The 22,317-nt window shown below is 67.1% G+C and carries 22 protein-coding genes; 14 read left to right on the top strand and 8 right to left on the bottom strand.

Annotated elements, in window-relative coordinates; translation table 11 throughout:
- Positions 1-10 precede the first annotated feature (10 nt).
- From D4Q52_RS02740 to D4Q52_RS02730, 3 genes are read right to left on the bottom strand one after another with little or no spacing between them, the layout of a single operon-like run.
- A complete protein-coding gene (locus D4Q52_RS02740) occupies positions 11-715 on the bottom strand; it encodes a DUF1045 domain-containing protein (RefSeq protein WP_119855145.1) in 705 nt (234 codons plus the stop codon).
- A gap of 21 nt (positions 716-736) precedes the next feature.
- Complete coding sequence (locus tag D4Q52_RS02735) at positions 737-1,930, bottom strand: alpha-D-ribose 1-methylphosphonate 5-triphosphate diphosphatase (protein ID WP_119855005.1); 1,194 nt, start codon at positions 1,928-1,930, stop codon at positions 737-739.
- 22 nt (positions 1,931-1,952) lie between these two features.
- Positions 1,953-2,582, bottom strand: coding sequence for a chloramphenicol acetyltransferase (locus tag D4Q52_RS02730; protein WP_119855144.1), 630 nt, complete (start codon positions 2,580-2,582; stop codon positions 1,953-1,955).
- 171 nt (positions 2,583-2,753) lie between these two features.
- Between D4Q52_RS02730 and phnC the strand changes: the two genes are divergently transcribed.
- The 4 genes from phnC to phnE (D4Q52_RS02710) all read left to right on the top strand — a co-directional run bounded on the left by phnC (position 2,754) and on the right by phnE (D4Q52_RS02710) (position 6,376).
- Positions 2,754-3,566: a phosphonate ABC transporter ATP-binding protein gene (gene phnC / locus D4Q52_RS02725; protein ID WP_119855004.1), complete on the top strand. Its 813-nt coding sequence runs from the start codon at positions 2,754-2,756 to the stop codon at positions 3,564-3,566.
- Positions 3,567-3,637: 71 nt separating this feature from the next.
- Complete coding sequence (gene phnD / locus D4Q52_RS02720) at positions 3,638-4,579, top strand: phosphonate ABC transporter substrate-binding protein (protein WP_119855003.1); 942 nt, start codon at positions 3,638-3,640, stop codon at positions 4,577-4,579.
- A gap of 73 nt (positions 4,580-4,652) precedes the next feature.
- Complete coding sequence (phnE, locus tag D4Q52_RS02715) at positions 4,653-5,531, top strand: phosphonate ABC transporter, permease protein PhnE (RefSeq protein WP_119855002.1); 879 nt, start codon at positions 4,653-4,655, stop codon at positions 5,529-5,531.
- The gene (gene phnE / locus D4Q52_RS02710) at positions 5,528-6,376 is read left to right on the top strand and encodes a phosphonate ABC transporter, permease protein PhnE (protein ID WP_119855001.1); all 849 of its coding nucleotides are present in this window, start codon (positions 5,528-5,530) and stop codon (positions 6,374-6,376) included. Before phnE (D4Q52_RS02715) ends, phnE (D4Q52_RS02710) begins: the two co-directional genes overlap by 4 nt.
- An 8-nt stretch (positions 6,377-6,384) precedes the next feature.
- Here phnE (D4Q52_RS02710) and phnF read toward each other — a convergent pair whose 3' ends face one another.
- The gene (gene phnF, locus D4Q52_RS02705; RefSeq protein WP_119855000.1) at positions 6,385-7,113 is read right to left on the bottom strand and encodes a phosphonate metabolism transcriptional regulator PhnF; all 729 of its coding nucleotides are present in this window, start codon (positions 7,111-7,113) and stop codon (positions 6,385-6,387) included.
- Between the two features lie 124 nt (positions 7,114-7,237).
- Between phnF and phnG the strand changes: the two genes are divergently transcribed.
- From phnG to D4Q52_RS02660, 9 genes are read left to right on the top strand one after another with little or no spacing between them, the layout of a single operon-like run.
- A complete protein-coding gene (phnG, locus tag D4Q52_RS02700; RefSeq protein ID WP_119854999.1) occupies positions 7,238-7,696 on the top strand; it encodes a phosphonate C-P lyase system protein PhnG in 459 nt (152 codons plus the stop codon).
- A gap of 2 nt (positions 7,697-7,698) precedes the next feature.
- Positions 7,699-8,307, top strand: a complete 609-nt coding sequence (gene phnH, locus D4Q52_RS02695; protein WP_119854998.1) for a phosphonate C-P lyase system protein PhnH — start codon at positions 7,699-7,701, stop codon at positions 8,305-8,307.
- Positions 8,307-9,413, top strand: coding sequence for a carbon-phosphorus lyase complex subunit PhnI (locus D4Q52_RS02690; RefSeq protein ID WP_119854997.1), 1,107 nt, complete (start codon positions 8,307-8,309; stop codon positions 9,411-9,413). Before phnH ends, D4Q52_RS02690 begins: the two co-directional genes overlap by 1 nt.
- Positions 9,410-10,291, top strand: coding sequence for an alpha-D-ribose 1-methylphosphonate 5-phosphate C-P-lyase PhnJ (locus D4Q52_RS02685; protein ID WP_119854996.1), 882 nt, complete (start codon positions 9,410-9,412; stop codon positions 10,289-10,291). Before D4Q52_RS02690 ends, D4Q52_RS02685 begins: the two co-directional genes overlap by 4 nt.
- Positions 10,284-11,081 (top strand): phosphonate C-P lyase system protein PhnK, encoded by a 798-nt coding sequence (gene phnK, locus D4Q52_RS02680; RefSeq protein WP_119854995.1) that lies wholly within the window; start codon positions 10,284-10,286, stop codon positions 11,079-11,081. Before D4Q52_RS02685 ends, phnK begins: the two co-directional genes overlap by 8 nt.
- An 8-nt stretch (positions 11,082-11,089) precedes the next feature.
- Complete coding sequence (gene phnL / locus D4Q52_RS02675; protein ID WP_182915214.1) at positions 11,090-11,788, top strand: phosphonate C-P lyase system protein PhnL; 699 nt, start codon at positions 11,090-11,092, stop codon at positions 11,786-11,788.
- 14 nt (positions 11,789-11,802) lie between these two features.
- A complete protein-coding gene (locus tag D4Q52_RS02670) occupies positions 11,803-12,954 on the top strand; it encodes an alpha-D-ribose 1-methylphosphonate 5-triphosphate diphosphatase (protein ID WP_182915213.1) in 1,152 nt (383 codons plus the stop codon).
- Entirely contained in the window at positions 12,951-13,553 is a 603-nt protein-coding gene (gene phnN, locus D4Q52_RS02665; protein ID WP_119854992.1) for a phosphonate metabolism protein/1,5-bisphosphokinase (PRPP-forming) PhnN, read from the top strand. The genes D4Q52_RS02670 and phnN overlap by 4 nt, the downstream gene beginning before the upstream one ends.
- Positions 13,550-14,167, top strand: coding sequence for a pyridoxamine 5'-phosphate oxidase family protein (locus tag D4Q52_RS02660; protein WP_119854991.1), 618 nt, complete (start codon positions 13,550-13,552; stop codon positions 14,165-14,167). The genes phnN and D4Q52_RS02660 overlap by 4 nt, the downstream gene beginning before the upstream one ends.
- 16 nt (positions 14,168-14,183) lie before the next feature.
- On the opposite strand, the gene D4Q52_RS02655 is transcribed toward D4Q52_RS02660, so the two are convergent.
- The 4 genes from D4Q52_RS02655 to D4Q52_RS02640 all read right to left on the bottom strand — a co-directional run bounded on the left by D4Q52_RS02655 (position 14,184) and on the right by D4Q52_RS02640 (position 20,522).
- Positions 14,184-15,380: an amidohydrolase family protein gene (locus tag D4Q52_RS02655; RefSeq protein WP_119854990.1), complete on the bottom strand. Its 1,197-nt coding sequence runs from the start codon at positions 15,378-15,380 to the stop codon at positions 14,184-14,186.
- 109 nt (positions 15,381-15,489) lie between these two features.
- Positions 15,490-16,263, bottom strand: a complete 774-nt coding sequence (locus D4Q52_RS02650) for a ferredoxin--NADP reductase (protein WP_119854989.1) — start codon at positions 16,261-16,263, stop codon at positions 15,490-15,492.
- A 192-nt stretch (positions 16,264-16,455) separates the two neighbouring features.
- Positions 16,456-20,022: a molybdopterin cofactor-binding domain-containing protein gene (locus D4Q52_RS02645; RefSeq protein WP_119854988.1), complete on the bottom strand. Its 3,567-nt coding sequence runs from the start codon at positions 20,020-20,022 to the stop codon at positions 16,456-16,458.
- Entirely contained in the window at positions 20,019-20,522 is a 504-nt protein-coding gene (locus tag D4Q52_RS02640) for a (2Fe-2S)-binding protein (protein ID WP_119855143.1), read from the bottom strand. The genes D4Q52_RS02645 and D4Q52_RS02640 overlap by 4 nt, the downstream gene beginning before the upstream one ends.
- Before the next feature lie 301 nt (positions 20,523-20,823).
- On the opposite strand from D4Q52_RS02640, the gene D4Q52_RS02635 reads away from it, so the two are divergent.
- Positions 20,824-22,317 (top strand): 6-hydroxynicotinate reductase, encoded by a 1,494-nt coding sequence (locus D4Q52_RS02635; protein ID WP_119854987.1) that lies wholly within the window; start codon positions 20,824-20,826, stop codon positions 22,315-22,317.

The following is a 22,317-nucleotide window of genomic DNA, read 5'->3' as shown; positions in this document are numbered from 1 at the left end:
TCGCGCGTGTTTACAGCATCGGCCGGAGTTGAAACTGGCCGATGCTGCGGAATCGATCGCCCGGGCCGTCCTGCCGGCACGCCGTGATGCGATCGATCGCCAGCGTTTGAAGATCCAGCGCGGCGAACTGCTCGCGCAGCGGGCCAAGCAGATCGTCTTGCCGGCCGCGCGGCAGCGATCCGGTCAGCGTCATGTGGAAACGAAACTCTTCCATGACGTAGGGATAGCCCCACTGGTCGAGGTACTGCACCTGCCGCGGCGACAATTGCGCGGGCTTGCGGCGGGCGCGGTCGTCGGCCGACAGCGGGGCGCGGAAATTGTCGAAGCTGCGCACGCAGTCGGCGGCGAGCTGCTCCAATTCGGCCGATGCGGTCGCCGGCATCAGCGCGATGAAGCTGCCGATCGCCTGCACGACAGGTTCAATCACCGGAATCGCGCGCGGCGTTTCGGCGAAAGTCGCGCAAGCCCACAGCAGCTCGGCCTCGGTGAGCCCGGGCACGAGCGCAGTCGGCGCCTTCAGCGTGGCGTGGAAGCCATACTTGCGCGGATCGGTGGTGACGTCGGCCCAATCCGGAACGGCTTCGAGCATTTTGGGCGGAAACGGCACGTCCTCGCCCGAGAATACGTCGTAGCCCAGCAGCGCTGCGCCGAACTGGTCGAGCGCGCTGCCGGGCGGCGGCAGATAGTAGATGGCATAACGGGGAAAATTCGACATCGTCTGCAGCATAACCCCGTGTCAGGGCGCCGCAACCGCGGCATGCCGCACGTTGTGCGACATCACGAAGCGCTCCGGCTCGTCGATATGCACCAACCGACCGCCGGCGATCGCTGCCACCAGCCGCGGCCGCAGCGCGACGCGGTCGTCGACGATCAGGATGTCGGCGCGTTTGCCGGCGCCGAGCACGCCGCGATCGGACAGACCCGCGGCGCGGGCCGGCCCCTCCGAGATGAGCTTCCAGGCCTGCGGCAGCGGCAGGATGCCGTCATGCACCAGCCGGAACGCCGCCAGCAGCGGCGCCGGATAGTAATAGTCCGACGCCAGCACCGAACACAGGCCCTTGGCGATCATGTCGGCCGCCTTGGTCCAGCCGGTGTGGCTGCCGCCGCGCACCACGTTGGGCGCGCCGAACACGATGAAGTCGCCGGCTGCCGCCGCGGCGCGCGCGGTTTCCTCGGTGGTGGGGAATTCGGCGATGCGCACGCCGAGTTCCCGATAGCCCTGGCGCATCTGTGGCGTATCGTCGTCGTGCGACAGCATCGGCAGCCCGGCATCGCGGGCGCAGGCGGCGAGCCGCGCGATGGAGTCCGGCACTTCCGCGGTCCGCGAGGCGACGCGCTCGACCAAGCGGTCGAATTCCTCGCCGGACAAGCCGGTGCGCTCGACCATGCGGCTGCGGCGGTGCGGACGCGACAAATCGCGCAGGGTCGAATCCATGTGATCGTTGAAGGCGAACAGATCGACGCGGAGCTCGCCGATCCATTGCGCAATCTCGTCGACGGCGTCGAGATTGAAGGTCTCGTGGCGCAGATGAATGCGGGTATCGACGGCGAGCCGCGGCCGCGTCAGGTCGATCGCATCGAGCATGCGGCGGGCATTCGCAGCGCTGCGCAAGCCAGGCTCCCACGACCAGGTGACAGCGTGGAACATCGTGGTGATGCCGTTGGCGATCGCCTGCCGGTCACTGTCCGCCAGCGCCACGTCGATCGGAAAGTCGACGCCGGGCCGCGGCATCATCTGGCGCTCGAAGGCATCGCCGTGCAGATCGACGATGCCCGGCAGCACCAGCAGGCCGGCCGCATTGATCTGCATCGCGCCGTGACCCCCGCTTGCGCCCGTGCTGTCGATCACCCCGCCCGCCACCGTCAGCGACGTCTCGGCCAGTTCGTCCTGCAGCAGCACCCGGCCGCCTTCGATCAGGATATCCATCATCTCGTTCTCCCGTTGCGGCGCGTCAGGCCTGTGCGGCTTCGTATGTGTCGAGAAACGCCTCGACCGGCAGCCTGCGGAAATCCGGCAGCGCGCGGCGCAGCGTGTCGTGATCCCACTCCCACCATGCCAGATTCACCAGGCGGCCCGCGACCTCCTCGGAAAATCGGCGCTTGATCACGCGCGCCGGATTGCCCGCCACGATGGTGTAGTCCGGCACGTCGCGCGTCACGATCGCGCCGGCCGCGATCACCGCGCCGGTGCCGATGCTGCGACCCGGCAGCACGATGGCGCCGTGGCCGATCCAGACGTCATGGCCGATGTTGACATGATGCGCGCGGCGCCAGTCGAAAAACTCGGCATCATCGGCTTCGCCCGGGAAGTAAGCGCTGGCCCGATAGGTGAAATGCGCCTGGGTGGCGCGCTGCATCGGATGGTTGCCGGGATTGATACGCGTCATCGCCGCGATCGAGCAGAATTTGCCGATGCTGGTGTAGGTAATCTGCGAGTCGTTGACGACGTAGGAGTAATCGTCCATCGCCACTTCGTGCAGAATGGTCCGCGCGCCGACTTCGCAATAGGCACCGAGCTTGGTGTCGTGCAGGCGGGCGGATGGATCGACGGTGGGTTCGACCGAGAGTGATTTTACGACCATGAGTTCCGTCACTTGATAAGCGGGGAAGAGGTTCTTCGACACTCTTGATGACGGCGTCGTGACGCGCAGATGACGGACGGCGCCTGTGCACAAGTCTATAACTACGCGACTGTCATATGCCTGCAAAATACCAGCGTTAGCGATAGAGCAACCATTTCTCGGGAGCGGCGGATGCTGGTTGTTGAAGGACTCACCTGTTGCTTCGGCAGCAAGGCTGCCGTGGACAACGCGTCGTTCTCCGTCGAGCGCGGCAGTTTCGTCGGCGTGATCGGCCGCTCCGGTGCCGGCAAGTCGACGCTGCTACGGATGCTGAACCGCCTTGCCGATCCGAGCGAGGGACGCATCCTGTTCGAAGGCACCGACGTCACCGCGCTGCAGGGCCGCGAACTGCGGCAATGGCGGGCCCGCTCGGCGATGATCTTTCAGCAATTCAACCTCGTCGGCCGTCTCGATGTGATGACCAACGTCCTGATGGGCCGCCTCGCTCATGTTCCGGCCTGGCGCTCGTTGGCGCAGGCCTGGCCGGAGAAGGACCGCGCGCTGGCGATGTCGGCGCTCGATCAATTCGATATCGCGCCGCTCGCCGCGCAGCGCGCCGATCAGCTCTCCGGCGGCCAGCAGCAGCGCGTCGCCATCGCCCGCGCGCTGGTGCAGGAGCCCGAGCTGATCCTCGCCGACGAGCCGATCGCCTCGCTCGACCCGCGCAACACCAAGGTGGTGATGGACGCCCTGCTGCGGATCAACAAGCATTTCGGCATCACCGTGCTGTGCAATCTGCACTCGCTCGATCTCGCCCGCAGCTATTGCGACCGGCTGATCGGCATGGCGAACGGCCGCATCGTGTTCGACGACGTGCCGGCGGCGCTGACCGACGGCATCGCCCGCGAACTCTACGACCTCGAGGCCAACGAGGTGATGGGCGCCGCGCCGGCGCACGTGCCGGCGAAGGGCCTGGTTCCCGAACTCGGCACCGTCGCAGCCTAACGCCGCGCGCCCGACACTGAAGCCCGCGGCGTTCGCGGGCCAAACCCGCATCAACCGACAGGGATGTCACGATGACCATCGATCGCCGATCCATTCTGCTCGCCGCTGCCACGCTGGCGTTCGCGGCGTCCACCGCGCTGGCGCAGGACTACAAGACGAAATATCCGGAGCTGACCTTCGCCGTGGTGCCGGCCGAGAACGCTTCGGGCGTCACTGAGCGCTGGACACCATTCGTCGCGTATCTTTCGAAGGAACTCGGCGTCAAGGTGAACCTGCGCATCGCCAACGACTACGCGGCTGTGATCGAAGGCCAGCGCGCCGGCAACATCCAGATCGCCAGCTACGGCTCGGCCTCGTTCGCCCGCGCCCGCCTCACCGGCGTGAAGACCGTCGCCTTCGCCAACGACATCAACGCCGACGGCTCGACCGGCTACTATTCCGTGTTCTTCGTCAAGGCGGCGAGCCCGTACAAATCGATCGACGAACTCAAGGGCAAGAACCTCGGCCTGGTCGATCCGAACTCCACGTCGGGCAACAACGTGCCGCGCTTCGAACTCGACAAGCTCGGCATCTCGGATGCCGAGGGCTATTTCGGCAAGGTCGTCTTCACCGGCAGCCATGAGAACGCCATCCTGGCGCTGGCGCAGGGCACGGTCGACGTCGCGGCCAACCAGTGGACCAACGACAACGACTCGACGCTGCAGCAGATGCTGCATAAGGGCATGCTGAAGAATGCCGACGGGAGCGCGATGAAGAAGGAAGACTTCCGCATCGTCCACAAGTCGGCGCCGATCATCAACGGCCCCTATGCGTACAACTCCGACCTGCCGGAAGACCTCAAGGCGGCGATCGCCAAGGCCTTCATGGATGCGCCGAGCAAGGACAAGGCGGCGTTCGACCGTCTCTCCGACGGCCAGAAGAAGGGTTTCCACGCCGCGACCACCAAGGATTGGGACGGCACGATCGAACTGATCAAGTTCGTCGACGCCCTGCGTAAGAAGAAGGCGTCCTGAGTTTCATCTCGTCCCACGGGCCGGATCCTTCGGGATCCGGCCTTGTTTTTTGCCCATCGAGAGCCCTCCCCGCATGGCCCTGGCCGTATCGCTGCTTCCCGAGTCTCAGCTCGACGCGCTGAACGCGGCCTATCAGAACTCGATTGCGCGGCGGCGCTGGCGCACGCTCGTCGGCTTCGCCATCGCGATTGCCGCGCTCGCCCTCGCGGCGATCGGCGCCGAGGTCGATCTCGGCACCTTCATTGCCAAGATCGGCAATTTCTTCAGCTATTTCGATCGCATCTTCCGGCTCGACAGCGGCGCCCGGGTGTGGACCGATCCGGCCGAATGGTTCTGGGGATGGCATAAATGGCTCGGGCTACTCGGCGAAACGCTGCTGATCAGCTATGTCGGCACCCTCGCCGGCGCCGTACTGGCGGTGGCGCTGAACTTCTTCGCCGCTCGCAACACCGCGCCGCAGCCGTGGCTGCTGTTCGTGACGCGGCGCTTCATGGAAGTCTGCCGCACGGTGCCTGACATTGTGTTCGCGCTGGTGTTCGTGATCGCGTTCGGGCTCGGCCCGATGGCCGGCGTGCTGGCGATCGCGATCCACTCCACCGGCGCGCTCGGCAAGCTGTTCTCCGAGATCGTCGAAAATATCGACATGAAGCCGGTCGAGGGAGTGCGCTCCACCGGCGCCGGCTGGATCGCCTGCATGCGCTTCGCCGTGCTGCCGCAGGTGATGTCCGGCTTCGCCAGCTACGCGCTGCTGCGGTTCGAGATCAACGTCCGCGGCGCGTCGGTGATGGGCTTCGTCGGCGCCGGCGGCATCGGGCAGGAACTGATCGTGTCGATCCGCAAGTTCTATTATTCGGACGTCAGCGCGATCCTGTTGCTGATCATCGTCACCGTGTTCGTCATCGACATTTCCACCGGCTGGATTCGCGGCCGCCTGACCGGAGGCCGGGCATGACCGCCCACGCGCAGACCGACCTTGCGGACCTGAAGGCGCGCCACCCGCATTTGTTCGAACGCCCCGCCGCGGCGCGGCTCGGCGTCCCCGCGATCGCGCTCGCGGCACTGGCGCTATTCATCTTCGGCCTGGTCGAGCTCGACTTCTCGCCGCAGCGGATCATCTCCGGGCTGAGCCAGCTCGGTTGGTTTGCGCTGCTGATGATCCCGCCGGACCCAGGCTCGTCGTTGCCTGCTTATCTCTCCGCGATGGGCGAGACCTTGTCGATCGCGCTGCTCGGCACCACGCTGGCGGCGCTGATGGCGCTGCCCGTCAGCCTGCTCGCCGCGCGCAACATCATTCCGACGCAGTTCATTCGCTTCCCGGTGCGGCGCTTTCTCGACGGGGTGCGGGGCATCGATACGCTGATCTGGGCGCTGGTGTGGATCAACGTCGTCGGGCTCGGTCCGTTCGCCGGCGTGCTGGCGATCGCGGTGTCGGACTTCGGCGCATTCGGCAAGCTGTTCTCCGAGGCGATCGAGACCGCCGACCGCAGGCAGGTCGAAGGCGTCCGCGCCTCCGGCGGCTCGCCGCTGCACGAGATCCGCTTCGGCCTGATGCCGCAGGTGCTGCCGGTGATCGCCGGTCAGGTGCTGTACTTCATCGAATCCAACACCCGCTCGGCCACCATCATCGGCATCGTCGGCGCCGGCGGCATCGGCCTGCAACTCGCCGAGCAGATCCGCGTGCTGGAATGGCAGAAGGTGTCGTTCCTGATCCTGATGATCCTCGTCGCGGTCGCGGCGATCGACTGGATCTCGACGCGGCTGCGGTTCGCGATCATCGGCAAACGGGCGATCGCATAGCGGATCGGCTACTCCGTCTCCACCACGAACTGCACGCGCTCCGCCGCAAATCGCGCGCGGATCGACAGCAGCGGGCGGCCTTTGGCGTCGACGTCGAGGCCTTCGACGATCAGCACCGGGCGGCCGATGCCGAGGTCCAGCCGCGCGGCGTCGCCGGCGTCGGCGATCGCCGCGGTGATCCGCGTCGAGGCGCGGCGATAGTCGCGGATGCCGTGATGCGCCAGCAGCTTGGTCATCGAGCCGAAGCGGCGATACAGCTCCTCCGCGTCGGGAAAACGCTCGGCGGACAGCCAGGTGCTGCCGACGCAGATCGGCGCGCGGTCGGCCAGCCGCAACCCGTCGATCCGGATCAGCGGCGCGCCGACCGGCAGATCGAGCTCGCGCGCCAGCTCGCGCGTCGCCTCCTCGCGGCTCGCTCCCAGCAATTGCGCCCGCGGCTCGCGGCCGCCGGCGCCGACGATTTCGGAAAACCGCGTGCGTGAGCGCAGCGGATAGGCGATGCGGCCAGGCTCCACATAAGTGCCGCTGCCACGCTCCGCCCGCACCAGGCCGCGCTCGGCAAGCGCCGCCAACGCGCGCCGCACGGTGTGGCGATTGACGCGGTGCGCCGTCGCGAGTTCGACCTCGCCCGGCAGCTTTTCGCCCGCCGGATAGCCGCCCTGGGCGATCTCGCGCTCGATCGAGTCCGCCACCTTGCGCCACAACGTGACTCCGGAATCCGACTGCAGTGCCGACATCTTGTCCTTCGCTCCGACCGCGCCGGCCGGTCCAGCATTTCACGACCTCGTCATCAAAAGGTCATGGCGCGCCGATATGAAGTTGTCTAATATCACAGACAACTTGAGATAGGCCAGAGGCAAGATGGCGACGCCCTTCGAGACCAGCACGCAGACCCGACAGGCCGCGATGGCGGTGCTGGTTCATGCCCACGCCGACGACATCGCGGCGCGGCTCGCCGCTATCGAGTTGCCCGCGAGCGAAGCCCTGCGCGCGCCGGAGAACGGCCTGGTGATGGTGCGCGGCCGCGTCGGCGGCGACGGCGCGCCGTTCAATCTCGGCGAAGCGACGGTGACCCGCGCCGCGGTGCGGCTCGCCAGCGGCGAATGCGGCTTCGGCTACACGCTTGGCCGTGACAAGGGAAAGGCCCGGCTGATCGCGCTGTGCGACGCGCTGATCCAACGCCGCGACTACGCAACAACGATTGAAGCGAACGTACTGGCGCCGCTGCGCGCCGAGCAGGCCGCGGAGCGGCGGCGCAAGGCCGAGCAGACCGCCGCCACCAAGGTCGATTTCTACACGCTGGTGCGAGGCGAGGGCTGACGATGAGCATGGCTTTCGAACTCTCCGCCGGCTTCGCCGACAAGGTCACCTCCGCGCAGACGACCTTCCGCGCGGTGATGCAGGCGATGGCGCGGCCCGGCACGGTGCAGCGGCTGGAGACTGGCTTGCAGCAGGTCCCCGCCCCGCTCACCGCGGCCACGGCTGCGATCGCGCTGACGCTGTTCGATCACGACACGCCGCTGTGGCTCGACCAAGCCACGCACGTCGCGGTGGTGACGCAATGGCTGCGTTTCCACACCTCGGCGCCGCTCGTAAATGAGCCGGACGCCGCGGCGTTCGCGCTGATCGCCGATCCGCAGGCGATGCCGTCGCTGCAAGGTTTCGCGCTCGGCAGCAACGACTATCCGGATCGCTCGACCACGCTGATCCTGCAACTCGCCAGCCTCGATAAGAGGCCGGCGTTCGACCTGAGCGGCCCCGGCATTCGAGGCACGACGACGCTGCGCGCGCCGCTCCCCGCCGACCTGCTGGCGCAGCGCGACGCGCTGGCGCCGCTGTTTCCGCGCGGTCTCGACCTCATCCTCGCGGCCGGCGATGCGATCGTCGCGATCCCGCGCACCACGCGGCTCGTCGCTCAAGGAGACAACTGATGTATGTCGCCGTCAAAGGTGGCGAGCGCGCCATCGACAATGCTCACCGGCTGCTGGCCCACGAACGCCGCGGCGATCGTGACGTCCCCGAAGTCACGCTGGCGCAAATCTCCGAACAGCTCGCGCTCGGCGTCGATCGGGTGATGGCCGAAGGCTCGCTGTATGATCGCGAGCTGGCCGCGCTGGCGATCAAGCAGGCGCGCGGCGATATGATCGAGGCGATCTTCCTGCTGCGCGCGTTCCGCGCCACGCTGCCGCGGTTCGGCGCCACCGAGCCGCTCGACACCGGCGTGATGGCGGTGCGGCGGCGGGTGTCGTCGACCTTCAAGGACATTCCCGGCGGCCAGATTCTCGGCCCGACCTTCGACTACACGCATCGCCTGCTCGACCCGCAACTCGCCGCCGGCGGCGAGCCTGAGCAGCCGGCGAGCGCGCCTGCACACACCGAAGCGATGCCGCGCGTCACTGACATCCTCGGCCGCGACGGCCTGATCGAGCCGACCGTGAAGCCGGAGCCCGATGCGCCAGTCGGCGATCTCACGCGCGAGCCGCTCAGCTTTCCGGCCGATCGCGATTTGCGACTGCAGAATCTCGCGCGCGGCGATGAGGGTTTTCTGCTCGCGCTCGGCTATTCGACGCAGCGCGGCTACGGCCGCTCGCATCCGTTCGCCGGCGAAATCCGGTTCGGCGAAGTCGAACTCGAGTTCGTCGCCGAGGATGCCGGCTTCGCGGTGCCGCTCGGCAGCATCGCACTGACCGAATGCCAGATGGTCAATCAGTTCAAGGGCTCGGCTACCGAGCCGCCCTGCTTCACCCGCGGCTACGGCCTCGCCTTCGGCCAGAGCGAACGCAAGACCATGGCGATGGCGCTGGTCGATCGTGCGCTGCGGGCGCGCGAACTCGGCGAGGAAGCGCTGGCGCCGGCGCAGGACGAGGAGTTCGTGCTGTCGCATTCCGACAACGTGCAGGCCACCGGCTTCGTCGAGCATCTGAAGCTGCCGCACTATGTCGACTTCCAGTCCGAACTCGGGCTGATCCGCCGGCTGCGGCAGGATTTCGCCGATGCCGCCGAACAACCCGACGCACTGCCGGAGGCTGCGGAATGAACGCGCCCGACTACAACTTCGCTTACTTGGACGAACAGACCAAGCGGATGATCCGCCGCGCCATCCTGAAAGCCATCGCGATCCCCGGCTATCAGGTGCCGTTCGCCAGCCGCGAGATGCCGATGCCCTACGGCTGGGGCACCGGCGGCGTGCAGGTGACGGCCGCGATCCTCGGCCGCACCGACGTGCTCAAGGTGATCGACCAGGGTAGCGACGACACCACCAACGCGATCTCGATCCGCAAATTCTTCGCCAAGACCGCCGGCGTCGCCACCACCACCAATACGGGCGACGCAACCGTGATCCAGACGCGGCATCGCATTCCCGAGGCGCCGCTGCACGAGGGGCAAGTGCTGGTGTATCAGGTGCCGATCCCCGAGCCGCTGCGCTTCCTCGAACCGCGCGAGACCGAGACGCGGCGGATGCACGCGCTCGCCGAATACGGGCTGATGCACGTCAAGCTGTACGAGGATATCGCCAAGTTCGGCCACATCGCCACGTCCTACGCCTATCCGGTGAAGGTCAATGCGCGCTACGTGATGGACCCGTCGCCTACGCCGAAATTCGACAACCCGAAGATGGACGATTGCGCGGCGCTGCAATTGTTCGGCGCCGGCCGCGAGAAGCGGATCTACGCGATCCCGCCCTACACGCAGGTGGTGTCGCTCGATTTCGAGGACCACCCGTTCACGCGCTATCGGCAGGATGCGCCGTGTGCGCTGTGCGGCTCGACTGAATCCTATCTCGACGAAATCGTCACCGACGATCGTGGCGGGCGGATGTTCGTCTGCTCCGACACCGATTATTGTGAGACCCGCCAGGCGCAGGGCCATCGCGGCAGCGAAAGCGCGCCGCATCAGGAGCACGCCGATGCTTGACCGCACTGCCGTCCCGGCCGATCAGCCGCTGCTCGTCGCCGAGCATCTGTCGAAATCCTACGGCCGGCTGCAGGCCTGCCGCGACATCTCGTTCAAGCTGTATCCCGGCGAGGTGCTGGCGATCGTCGGTGAGTCCGGCTCGGGCAAATCGACGCTGCTGCAGATGCTGTCGGCGCAGCTCGCGCCGAGCACCGGCACCGTCTCCTACCGGATGCGCGACGGCGTGCTGCGTGACCTCGCCGCGCTCGGCGAGGCGGAGCGGCGCTTTCTGTTTCGCACCGATTGGGGCTACGTGCATCAGGACCCGGCGCAGGGCCTGCGCATGGCGGTGTCGGCCGGCGCCAATGTCGGCGAGCGGCTGATGGCGGTCGGCTGGAATCACTACGGCCAGATCCGCGACACCGCGTCGTCCTGGCTGTCCCGCGTCGAGATCGCGCAGGATCGTATCGACGATGCGCCGCGCACCTATTCGGGCGGCATGCGGCAGCGGCTGCAGATCGCGCGCAATCTCGTCACCGAACCGCGGCTGATGTTCATGGACGAGCCGACCGGCGGCCTCGACGTCTCGGTGCAGGCACGGCTGCTCGATCTGTTGCGCGGCCTCGTCACCGAACTCGGCCTCGCCGCCGTCGTCGTCACTCACGACCTCGCGGTGGCGCGGCTGTTGTCGCATCGGGTGATGGTGATGCAGGGTGGCCGCGTGATCGAAACGGGACTCACCGACCAGGTGCTCGACGATCCGCACGAGCCTTACACCCAGCTCCTCGTCGCTTCGATCCTGCCCGCATGAGCCCGCCCATGACCGCGATGATCCAACTCAGCAATGCCCAGAAGTCGTTCGTGATGCACCTGCAGGGCGGCCTCCGCTTGCCGGTGGTGCGCGGCGTCTCGTTCGAGGTCGGTGCCGGCGAATGCGTGGTGCTGGCCGGGCCGTCGGGCGCCGGCAAGTCGTCGATCCTGAAGATGATCTTCGGCAATTATCGCTGCGACGGCGGCCGGATCGACATCCTGCATCGCGGCGCGACGATCGACCTTGCGAGCGCCGAGCCGCGCCAGGTGCTGGAGCTGCGCCGCTTCACGCTCGGCTATGTCAGCCAGTTTTTGCGCGCGGTACCGCGCGTCGCGGCGATCGACGTCGTCGCCGAGCCGCTGCTCGCCAGCGGCGTGGCGAAAGATGAAGCCCGCGCGCGCGCTGGCGAACTCTTGAGACGGCTGAACATCGCCGAGCGGCTGTGGACGCTGCCGCCCGCGACCTTCTCGGGCGGCGAGCAGCAGCGCGTCAATATCGCGCGTGGCTTCATCGCGCATGTTCCGATCCTGTTGCTGGACGAGCCGACCGCGTCGCTCGACGCCGCCAACCGCGCCGTGGTGATGGACCTGGTCGCCGAGAAGAAACGCGACGGCGTGGCGATGATCGCCATCGTGCACGACGACGAGGTGCGCGCCCGGATTGCCGACCGGCTGATCGACGTCACCAGCTTCGCCGCCGCCGCCTGACGAGAGAGACAGTGATGACGGACTCTGACTTCCTGCTTCGCAATGCCCGCATCGTGCTGGCCGACCGCGTCATCGAGCACGGCTGGCTGGCGGTCGCGGATGGCCGCATCGCCGAGATCGGCGACAGCGGCGTACCCGCCGGCGCTCTCGACATGGGCGGCGATCTGCTGATCCCCGGCCTGATCGAGCTGCACACCGATCATCTCGAGGCGCACTACATGCCGCGCCCCAAAGTGCAGTGGAATCCGGTGGCGGCCGTGGTTTCCTACGACGGCCAACTCGCCACCTGCGGCATCACCACCGTGCTGGACTCGCTGCGTGTGTGGCGCGAGGAAGGCGCCGAGGATGTCGACGGCCAGGCGATCGTGCTCGCCGAAGCGATCTCGGCGGCGCGCGATGCCCATCTGCTGCGCGCCGAGCATTTCCTGCATCTGCGCTGCGAAATCCCGATGCCCAATGTGGTGGACGAGGCCAAGGAGCTGATCGACCGTCCCGATATCCGGCTGATGTCGCTGATGGACCACACGCCGGGGCAGCGGCAATTCCGCGACGAGGCCAAGCTGCGCGATTACTATCGCGGCAAGGGCGCCGGTATGACTGACGCCGAACTCGACGTGATGTTCGCGCGCCGGCTGTATTGCAAGGAGAATTACGCCGACGCCAATATGCGGGCGATCGTCGCGCTGGCGCATCAGCACGCCATCCCCCTGGCGAGCCACGACGACACCACCGCGGAGAACGTCGTCGAGGCAATCCGTGACAAGGTCGCGGTCGCCGAATTCCCGACCACGCTGGAAGCCGCGCGCAGCCTGCACGAGGCCGGCATCGACATCCTGATGGGCGCGCCGAACGTGGTGCGCGGCGGCTCGCACTCGGGCAATATCGCGGCGATCGATCTCGCGCGCGAGGGCCTGTTGGACATCCTGTCGTCGGACTACATCCCGTCCAGCCTGCTGATGGCGGCGCTGCAGCTGCCGCTGCGCGCGCCGGCGATCGATCTGCCGGCGGCGGTGCGCACCGTCACCAAGGCGCCGGCCGAAGCGGTCGGTCTTCCCGACCGCGGCGAGATCGCCGTCGGCAAGCGCGCCGATCTGATCCGCGTGCATGTCGCGCACGACGTGCCGGCGGTGCGCAGCGTCTGGCGCGAAGGACACCGGGTGGCATGACCGAGCCCGCGCCGATCGCCCCACCGCACAGCCGGATCGGACCGGGCCGTCTGGTGCTGGTCGTCGGACCGAGCGGCGCCGGAAAGGACACGCTGCTGGAGATCGCCAAGGCCGCCTGCCTCGGAGACAGCAGCGTCACCTTCGCGCGGCGTGTGGTGACGCGCGAGCCCTCGCCGGCCGAGAACAATCTGCAGAGCACGCCCGAGGCGTTCCGCGCCATGATCGCAGCCGACGAGTTCGCGCTGCACTGGCAGGCGCACGGCCACGCCTACGGTCTGCTGCGCAGCATCGACACCGACATCCGCGCCGGCCGCACGGTGGTGGCGAATGTGTCGCGCACCGTGATCGCGCAGGCCCGACACACATACGCCAACGTCGACGTGGTGCTGATCACCGCTCCACCTGATGTGCTGGCGCGGCGCATCGCGCTGCGCGCACGCAGCAGCGACGCGATGAGTTCGGACCGCGTCAATCGCGCCGTGAACGGCAGCGAGGCTGATTTCACGATCATGAACGTGGCCAATCCCGAGGATCACGCCCGCGAATTGCTGGCGATCATCCGTCATGAGCCGGCCGCCTCCAGGAGCACAGCGCGATGACAATTTCATCGATTACGTCCGTCGCCGAACTCGAGCAGTTCTACGGCGTGCCGAACGATGCCTCGACCGAGAAGGTCGCGCACCAAATCACCTCGGCCTATCGCACGCTGATCGAACGCTCACCGTTCGCGGCGCTGGCCACCGTCGGCCCGGAGGGCATCGACTGCTCGCCGCGCGGCGACCTTCCGGGCTTCATCCATATCCACGACGACACGACGCTGATGCTGCCCGACCGGCGCGGCAACAACCGCATCGACTCGCTGCGCAACATCGTGCGCGATCCGCGCGTCGCCTTGATGCTGCTGATCCCCGGCTCACTCAACGCGCTGCGCATCAACGGCCGCGCCATCATCAGCGCCGATGCAGGGCTGCTGGAGACGTTTCGCGTCGAGGGCAAGGCGCCGCGCAGCGTGATGGTGATGACGGTGGAGGAGATCTACTTCCAGTGTGGCCGGGCACTGATCCGCTCCGAGCTGTGGAATCCCGCCAAGCAGGTTGATCCTGCGACCCTGCCGACGCCCGGCCAGATCCTGGCGTCGATGACGGAAGGTCGGGTCGGCGGCGACGACTACGACCGCGCCTGGCCGCAGCGCGCCGCCGAGACGATGTGGTAAGCGCCGGGCGCTGACTTCAGCTCTTGACGATCGAGGGGACGCGCTTCGCCGGCGGCGTGTTGCGCGAGCGTTCGGAACGGACGATGCCGTCGATGATGGTCATGCCGATGCCCGGCAGGTCGCCAAGCCGCACGCTCTCGAGCAGCGTCGCGCCGCCGGAGTGCTGCGCCACGTCCATGATGACGAGATCGGCGGCGCGGCCGACTTCGATCAGGCCGCAGTCGAGCTCGCGCATCCGCGCGGTGTTGCCGGTGGCGAGGCAGAACGCCTGCTCTGCCGGCAGATCGCCGAGCGACGACAGCAGCGACACCATGCGCAGAATGCCGAGCGGCTGCACGCCGGAGCCGGCGGGACCGTCGGTACCGAGAATGACGCGATGGAGATCGCCCATCTCGCGCGCGATGCGCAGCGTGTACAGCGCCGAACGCTCGTTGCCATTGTGGACGAGTTCGAGCCCGGCCTTGCAGCCTTCGCAGATACAGCGGATCTGATCATCGGGCAGCGCGGTGTGGCCGCCGTTGATGTGACCGACCACGTCGGTGCCGGCTTCGAGCACGACGTCCTTGTCGATCAACCCGGAGCCGGCGATCGACGGACCGCCGGTGTGGATGGTCGACTGGATCCCGTATTTGCGCGCCCACTCCACCATCTTCCTGGCGGTGGGGCCGTCCTTGACCCCGCCGAGACCGATCTCGCCGAGCAGCTTGACGCCGGCGGCGGCGAGCTCTTTGAAGTCGTTCTCTTCCATCTCGTGTTCGATCACCGGCGCGCCGGCATGCATCTTGACGCCGCTGGCGCGGAACGCCGAGAAGCTGCGCTGCGCCGTGATCGCCAGCGCCTTGATGCCGATGACGTCGCGCGGCCGGCCCGGATAGTGCACTTCGCCGGCCGAAATCATCGTAGTGACGCCGCCGTGCAGCGACGAGTCGATCCAGTTGAGCTGGCTCTGCCGCGGCGTCCAGTCGCCGGCGACCGGATGCACGTGGCTGTCGATCAGGCCGGGAGTTACTGCCGCCCCACCGGCGTCGACGGTCGTCGTCGCGCCTTCGGTGTCGACATCCTTGAGCCGGCCGATCGCTGTGATGCGGCCGTTCTCGGCCACGATCGTATCGGCTTCGAGGATCGGCTGATTGAGATCGCCGCTGAGCATCAGCCCGATGTTGCGGACCACCAGCTTGGTGGGCCCCTGCGGGGCGGGCGCGTCATGGGCCATCTAGCTCTCTCCCTCACTCATCGACCCACGGGGCCGAGCGGCTGTTTGTTTGTCAGCATACGAACTCGGCGGCGCCGCGCAACGATGATTGCTACGCGGCGAACGCAGGTCACCTTTCGGCGAAAGCTTTCTCGAGCACGAAGTCACCGGCTTCGCCGTGATTACCTTCCTCGAAGCCGAGAGCAACGAGCCGGCTCTTGAGGTCCACCATCATCTGGGTCGAGCCGCACAGCATCACGCGGTCCTGCACCTTGTCGAGCGGCGGCAGGCCGATGTCGGAGAACAGCTGGCCATTGTCGATCAGCTTCGAAATCCGGCCTTCGTGGACGAACGGCTCGCGGGTCACGGTCGGGTAGTAGATCAGCTTGTCCTTGACCTCGTCGGCGAGGAATTCGTGCTCCTGCAGCGCCGTCACCATCGACTCGCCGTACGCTAGCTCGGCAATCTGCCGGCAGCCGTGAACCAGCACAATCTTCTCGAACCGCTCGTAGGTCTCGGGATCGCGGATGATCGACAGGAACGGCGCGACGCCGGTGCCGGTCGCGAGCAAGTACAGATTCTTGCCCTCGCGCAGATTGTCGATCACCAGCGTGCCGGTCGCCTTGCGGCCGACGATGATGGTGTCGCCCTCCTTGAGGTGCTGCATCCGCGAGGTCAGCGGGCCGTACGGCACCTTGATGGAGTAGAACTCCAGCGTCTCTTCGTAGTTCGGGCTGGCGACCGAGTAGGCGCGCAGCAGCGGTTTGCCGTCGACCTTGATGCCCGTCATGGTGAACTCACCATTGCGGAACCGGAAGCCGGAATCGCGAGTGGTGGTGAAGCTGAACAAACGATCGGTCCAATGACGAACGGAGAGAACGCGCTCTTCCATCAGATTGCTCACGGCAGAACTCCGGAGTTGGTGTTGATCGGCCGGGACGCGATGGCATGAGGCGTCAGCCCGACAGATTGTTTGTACACGAATGAAAATAAGATCGCACCCCGCCCCCTGTCAACGCGGCGAACGCCCGTGCCGCGCGGACATTTCAGGCATCGCGCGCCGATTTATCGGGCAACCTGAAGGGAAAGGCATCGATCAGTGGGAGCCTTGGTGGGCGCGCAGGCGCGCCACCGCTTGTTCCACGCCGCCCCAGGCGGGCGCCTGCGGGGCGAAGGAGGCGCGCAGATATTTCACCAGCGCCGCGATCTGGTTATCGTCGAAACTGTGGCGGAACCCGGGCATATCGCCCAGTTCGGCCGCTGCCGGACTAGGTATTCCGTCTAGAATGACCCTAATCAGGTTGTCTGGGTTGTCGGCGTGGACATTGGTGTTGAGCGCCAGCGCCGGGCGGACCCCGAATAGCGTCGGGCCGCTCTCGGCGTGGCAGGACGCACAGGCCCCTTCGTAGAGCCGGCCGCCAAGTGTATCGAGCGGTCGAAGTGCAGATGCCGCCTCGGCCTGCAGCGCCGCGGCGCGTTGCTCCGGATCGGGCTCGGCCGCCGGTGCCAATGAGGCCAGATAGGTCGCCATCGCGCGGATATCGGCGTCGGGCAGCGGTCCAAGTTGTTCGACCACCGCGGCCATCGGCCCCGCCGCCGTGCCGTGGAAGCGCGAGAAGCCGCTGCGCAGATAGGCGAACAGTTCGGCCTCGGTCCACGGGATCGGCGCGCGCGACAGCGCGGTCAGCGCCGGGGCGTGCCAGCCATCGACCTCGCCACCGGCAAGATAGTCGGTCTTGGCCTTCTCGGCGCCCAGCGCATTGCGTGGCGTATGGCAGGCGCCGCAATGGCCGAGGCTTTCGACCAGATAGGCGCCGCGGTTCCATTGCGCGGCGCGGGCCGGATCGGCCTGCATTGGGCCCGGCCGCAGGAACAGCAGATTCCAGCCGGCCATCAGGGGCCGGATGTTGAATGGAAACGCCATCTTGGCCACCGGCGTCTCTGCTTTCATCGGCGGCTGCGACATCAGATAGGCGTACAGCGCCTGCAGGTCGGTGTCGCTGCTACGGGTGAACGACGTATAGGGGAACGCCGGGTAGAGGTGGCTGCCGTCGCGTGCGATGCCTTCGCGCATCGCCCGTTCGAACGCCGCGTAGGACCACGCGCCGAGGCCGGTCTCGGGATCGGGCGTAAGATTGGTCGCGTACACCGTGCCGAATGGCGTCTGCATCGCGCGGCCGCCGGCATTGGCTATGCCGCCGGGGGCGGTGTGACAGGTGGCGCAGCCGCCGAGGGCGGCGAGTTGCCGGCCGCGGGCGATCATGTCGGCCGAGAAGGTCGCGGGATCGGGCGGCGTGATCGGGGCGAGCGCGCCGCGGATCGGCAGCGCCACCGCCGCCATGCCGAACGCGCCGAGTAACGCAGCGCCCGCCATTGCAAACCATGAGCGCTTCCGCGGCGGCGGCGCGGCGGGCTGCTCGGGCTGTGGCAAACCCAAGGCAGCGCGGACGCGGTCCGGCGTGAACGGCGGCTCGCGCAGCCGCACCCCGGTCGCGTCGAAAATGGCGTTGGCGATCGCCGCGGCGGACGGCACGGAGGCGGACTCGCCGCTGCCGAGCGGCGGATCGTTCGGCCGCGGCATCAACACCACGTCGATCACCGGCACTTCGGGGAAAGTGAGGATCGGATAGGCGCCCCACTCCTTGTCGGCGACCGCGGTGTCGGTAAAGCTGACGCTCTCCTTCAGCGCGCGGCTGGTCGACTGGATGACGTTGCCGTGGATCTGATGCTCGATCCCGGCCGGGTTGATCATGAGCCCGGAGTCCTGGCCGACCACGACGCGCTTCACCGCGACGTCGCCGGTCCTGGTATTCACCTCGACATCGGCGACCCAGGCCGACCAGGCGGCACCGTAGCCGGGAAATTTGGAGTGCACGTAGAGCGCGTAGGCGAGCCCCTGTCCCCGCACCACGTCGCCTTCGACGATCTCGCGGCGCGGCCCGGTGCGATGCGCCCAGTTAGCCCGCGCGGCGACTTCCTTGACGAGATCGACGGCGCGTGGATCGTGCAGATAGCGCAGCCGATATTCCAGCGGATCGACACCGGCCGCGGCGGCAAGTTCGTCGATGTAACTCTCATGCGCGAACGAATTCGGCAGCGCCGAAACGCCGCGCAGCCAGGCCGCGCGAACGATCGGCGCCATGTCGTGCACGCGGACGCGGAGGTTATCGTAGGCGTAAGGCGGGATCGCGGTGCGATCGCCCATTTCGAACACCGGATTGTTGGCCGGCACGCGCCCCGTCAGCAGCAGCGCCAGCGTGACGGCGGCGTTCGACGGATAGCGCGTGGCGAAGTCGTAGGCGGCCGGGCTGCCGTCGGCGGTGAGCCCACCGGAGATCTCCATCAGCTGCGCCGCGCCCTTCGGCTCCCAGGCATGCTCCTGCTCGCGCGTCAACTGCACGCGAACCGGCCGCCCCACTGCACGTGATAACAATGCGGCGTCGGCACAGACATCGTCGGCGCAATTGCGGCCGTAGCAGCCGGCGGCCTCGAAGCGGAGGATTTCGACGTCGGCTTCAGGGATGCCAAGCAGGATCGAAATATCCAGCCGCAGCGGATACGGGTTCTGCGTACCGGACCAGATCCGCGCGAAGCCGTTACTGACATCGGCAACGCCGCAGGACGGGCCGATCGAGCCGTGCATCTGATACGGCCAGACGTAGGTGCGATCCATCGGCACAGTCGCAGAACTACGCGCGGCTTCGACGTCGCCCTTGTCGAGCAGCGTGCGCGTCGTCGCCGGATTGGCGCGCAGCGCAGTGGCGAGATCGTCGAGCTTCGGCAGCGGCGGTGGCGGCTTCCATTGAACGTCGAGCACACGCGCGGCTTCGATGGCCTGCTCCTCGCGTTCGGCGACCACACCGACGAAATCGCCCATGGTGACGACCGCCACCACGCCTGGAAGATGCGCGATCGAGGACTCATCGACGCCAAGCAGGCTGTTGCCGATGAAATCGCCGGCGTCGATGCCCGCATAAGGCGGCCGCACCACGCGGCCATGCAGCATGCCGGGCACGCGGACATCGTGCACATAGACGAAATCGCCGGTGGCCTTCGCCGGAATATCCGCGCGCGCAACGCGGCGGCCGACGATGCGATGCTCGCTGACCGGCTTGATCGCGACATCGTCGGCCAGCATCAGCCGATCGCTGCGGCCACGCAGCAGCGATGCGAAGGAGACGCCGCGATTGGAGGCATCGCGCGGATGCACGATGCCGTCGGTGACGGCGAGTTGATCGGCCGGCAACTCCAGCTCCTGCGCGGCGAGCGCGACGAGATGATGCCGCGCCTGCGCCGCCGCCTTGCGCAGCGGCACGGCGCTGACCTGAATGCTGTCGCTGGCGATGGTGGCGCCCTGATTGGGCGTGCCCGAGGTGTGGCCCATCACCATGGTGACGGCACCGAACGGCACGTCGAGTTCTTCGGCGACGATCTGGGCCAGCGCGGTGCGAATGCCGGTGCCGAGATCGACGTGGCCGCTGAAAGCGAGCGCCTGCCCGCTATCGTCGACAAACAGAAATAGATCGAGCGCGCCGTCGGGCGGCGGCGCGGTGGCAACTAATCCCTTCACATGCTGCGACGGCCGCAGCACCGCGAGCGTGCCGGCACGAGTCAGCAGATCCGCTGTGTCCGGCGTCGGCTCGGTCACTTGGCGCTCGCTCATGACGGGGCCGCCTCAGCGAGCGTCGCCTCCGGGGCTACGCCCGCCGCGATCATCACGGCACGGACGATTTCCACATGCGTGCCGCAGCGGCACAAATTGTAGCGCAGCGCCTCTCGGATCTCGCTGACGCTGGGCGTCGGGTTGCGCGCCAGCAGCGCGGTCGCCGACATGATCATGCCGTTGAGGCAGTAACCGCATTGCGCCGCCTGTGCGTCGATGAACGCGGCCTGCACCGGGTGCAGCGCATCGCGGGTGCCGAGCCCTTCCAGCGTGGTAACAGTTCGGCCCTCGGCCGTCTTCAGCGTCACCACACACGACCGCGCCGGGACGCCGTCGATCAGAACCGTGCAGGTCCCGCACTCGCCGAGGCCGCAGCCGAACTTCGGGCCGTTGAGGCCGAGATCGTTGCGCAGCACGTAGATCAATTTGGTGTCGCGCGGCAGGTCGAAGACGTGCTCGGTTCCGTTGACGATCAAATTGACGGGCCCCGCCGAACTCATCGGCGCCGCCTTGCAGATGCGGCCTTGCACCGCAAGCAACGCGGAGCGTGCACCGCAATAAACGACGCTGCACTGTGATGAGTAGCGGGCATTCGGGCTCCACCGCCGTTGCAAGTTGCTCGGACGATTGTTTCTACACCAATGAATTCCGTCAAGCGCGTGTGCACTGCGACAATGTTTGTGCATGTGCTGCCCATTCCTTATGCTTGACTTCAAGGCAGCCCTCCTTTTTCATTAGTATACATATGAAATGAGGCAGCGCCGGATCGCCACGCGCCGACGGCCTGGAGCCATCAGTCCCATGAGCGACAGCAATCCTGCGGCGCAGACGCCGAGCGACGACAAGATCCGCTGCGATGCGTGCCCGGTGATGTGCTACATCAAGCCGGGCGCCAGCGGCGCTTGCGATCGCTACGCCAACCATAACGGCGAACTGGTCCGCGTCGATCCGCATGTCGTGCTCGACCGCGCGCTGGCGCATGGCGCCGCGGTAGTGCCGTTCCATCGCGACGGCTCGTGGGACGGGACGCTGATTTCTCCACCCGAGACGTTCATCACCGCGATCGGCGCCGGCACCACCTATCCGGACTACAAGCCTGCGCCGTTCATCGTGTCGTCCGAAGTGGGCGGCGTCGACATGGTCACGGTCGTCACCGAGGGCATCTTCAGCTACTGCGGCGTCAAGGTGAAGATCGACACCGACCGCTTCCTCGGCCCCGAGCAGGCAACCGTGCGGGCCGGCGGCGAAGCGATCGGCCATGTCACCACCTCCGAATACGGCTCGCAGATGCTGTCGCTCGGCGGCGTGCATCACCTCACCGGCGGCAGCAAGAAGGAAGGCCGCATCACCTGCGAGGCGCTGCTCGATCTATGCAACGGCAAGCCGGTCGAACTGACGATCGACGGCGGCTCCACCGTGATGGTGCAGGCCGGCCAGGCGCCCATCGTCAACGGCGTCAAGGAAGAGCGGATGCGCGTCGGCTGCGGCTCGGCGACGATCGGCATGTTCGCCAAGCAGTGGCTGGGTTTGGTTGACGACGTCGTGGTGGTCGACGATCACATCACCGGCGTGCTGTCGGAACATCAGGCCGGCAAGGTTCTGGGCATTCCCGACACCGGCATCAAGATCAAGGGCCGGCGCTCGACGCCGGGCCGCTACTTCCAGGTCGCCGAGCCCGGCACCGGCTGGGGCGGCACCAATATTTCCGACCCGCTGTCGATCCTCGGCCCGTTCGACCGCAAGGTCGCCTGGCCCGGGCTGCGGCTGTATTTTATCTCGACCACCGGCGAGCACGCCGCGTACTTCGAACTCGACGACGGGCTCATCCCGCGCGAGAAGGAGATGCCGGCGGAGCTGGCGATGCTGTCGCAGCGGGTGAAGGACAATTGCGAACCGGCGCTGTCGACCGTGCTGTTCATGGCGGGCGCCGGCGGTTCGCTGCGCGCCGGCGTGACGGAAAATCCGGTGCGCCTCACCGATTCGGTCAAGGACGCGCTGACCTACGTCACCTGCGGCGGCGCGCCGGTCTATGTCTATCCGGGTGGTGGCATCACCATCATGGTGGACGTTACCAAGATGCCGGAGAATGCGTTCGGCTATGTACCGACGCCGGCGCTGGTGGCGCCGATCGAATTTACGCTGCGGCTGTCGGACTATCAGGAACTCGGAGGCCACATGGCGGAGGTTCGCCCGGTGTCGTCGATCACGCTCGACGACGGGCGGCGCCCGGTCGCGCCGCATGCGGACAATCCGTGGCCGCTGGCGCCCAACGCCGTCAAACGTTACTTCGGCTGA

Origin of the sequence: Rhodopseudomonas palustris, assembly GCF_003591005.1 — a bacterium.
Taxonomy (GTDB): domain Bacteria; phylum Pseudomonadota; class Alphaproteobacteria; order Rhizobiales; family Xanthobacteraceae; genus Rhodopseudomonas; species Rhodopseudomonas palustris_K.
Note: the sequence above shows the minus strand (reverse complement) of the source record. Positions and strands in the feature narration are given on the sequence as shown.

Bases quoted from the DNA above. Each gene is read 5' to 3' on its own strand.
- D4Q52_RS02690 (WP_119854997.1), top strand. From the start codon at position 8,307: ATGTATGTCGCCGTCAAAGGTGGCGAGCGCGCCATCGACAATGCTCAC.
- phnE (WP_119855002.1), top strand. From the start codon at position 4,653: ATGGCCCTGGCCGTATCGCTGCTTCCCGAGTCTCAGCTCGACGCGCTG.
- phnN (WP_119854992.1), top strand. From the start codon at position 12,951: ATGACCGAGCCCGCGCCGATCGCCCCACCGCACAGCCGGATCGGACCG.
- D4Q52_RS02670 (WP_182915213.1), top strand. From the start codon at position 11,803: ATGACGGACTCTGACTTCCTGCTTCGCAATGCCCGCATCGTGCTGGCC.
- D4Q52_RS02730 (WP_119855144.1), bottom strand. From the start codon at position 2,582: ATGGTCGTAAAATCACTCTCGGTCGAACCCACCGTCGATCCATCCGCC.
- phnL (WP_182915214.1), top strand. From the start codon at position 11,090: ATGACCGCGATGATCCAACTCAGCAATGCCCAGAAGTCGTTCGTGATG.
- D4Q52_RS02635 (WP_119854987.1), top strand. From the start codon at position 20,824: ATGAGCGACAGCAATCCTGCGGCGCAGACGCCGAGCGACGACAAGATC.
- phnG (WP_119854999.1), top strand. From the start codon at position 7,238: ATGGCGACGCCCTTCGAGACCAGCACGCAGACCCGACAGGCCGCGATG.
- phnD (WP_119855003.1), top strand. From the start codon at position 3,638: ATGACCATCGATCGCCGATCCATTCTGCTCGCCGCTGCCACGCTGGCG.
- D4Q52_RS02660 (WP_119854991.1), top strand. From the start codon at position 13,550: ATGACAATTTCATCGATTACGTCCGTCGCCGAACTCGAGCAGTTCTAC.
- D4Q52_RS02685 (WP_119854996.1), top strand. From the start codon at position 9,410: ATGAACGCGCCCGACTACAACTTCGCTTACTTGGACGAACAGACCAAG.
- D4Q52_RS02740 (WP_119855145.1), bottom strand. From the start codon at position 715: ATGTCGAATTTTCCCCGTTATGCCATCTACTATCTGCCGCCGCCCGGC.
- phnH (WP_119854998.1), top strand. From the start codon at position 7,699: ATGAGCATGGCTTTCGAACTCTCCGCCGGCTTCGCCGACAAGGTCACC.
- phnC (WP_119855004.1), top strand. From the start codon at position 2,754: ATGCTGGTTGTTGAAGGACTCACCTGTTGCTTCGGCAGCAAGGCTGCC.
- phnK (WP_119854995.1), top strand. From the start codon at position 10,284: ATGCTTGACCGCACTGCCGTCCCGGCCGATCAGCCGCTGCTCGTCGCC.
- phnF (WP_119855000.1), bottom strand. From the start codon at position 7,113: ATGTCGGCACTGCAGTCGGATTCCGGAGTCACGTTGTGGCGCAAGGTG.
- D4Q52_RS02645 (WP_119854988.1), bottom strand. From the start codon at position 20,022: ATGAGCGAGCGCCAAGTGACCGAGCCGACGCCGGACACAGCGGATCTG.
- D4Q52_RS02640 (WP_119855143.1), bottom strand. From the start codon at position 20,522: ATGAGTTCGGCGGGGCCCGTCAATTTGATCGTCAACGGAACCGAGCAC.
- D4Q52_RS02735 (WP_119855005.1), bottom strand. From the start codon at position 1,930: ATGATGGATATCCTGATCGAAGGCGGCCGGGTGCTGCTGCAGGACGAA.
- D4Q52_RS02655 (WP_119854990.1), bottom strand. From the start codon at position 15,380: ATGGCCCATGACGCGCCCGCCCCGCAGGGGCCCACCAAGCTGGTGGTC.
- phnE (WP_119855001.1), top strand. From the start codon at position 5,528: ATGACCGCCCACGCGCAGACCGACCTTGCGGACCTGAAGGCGCGCCAC.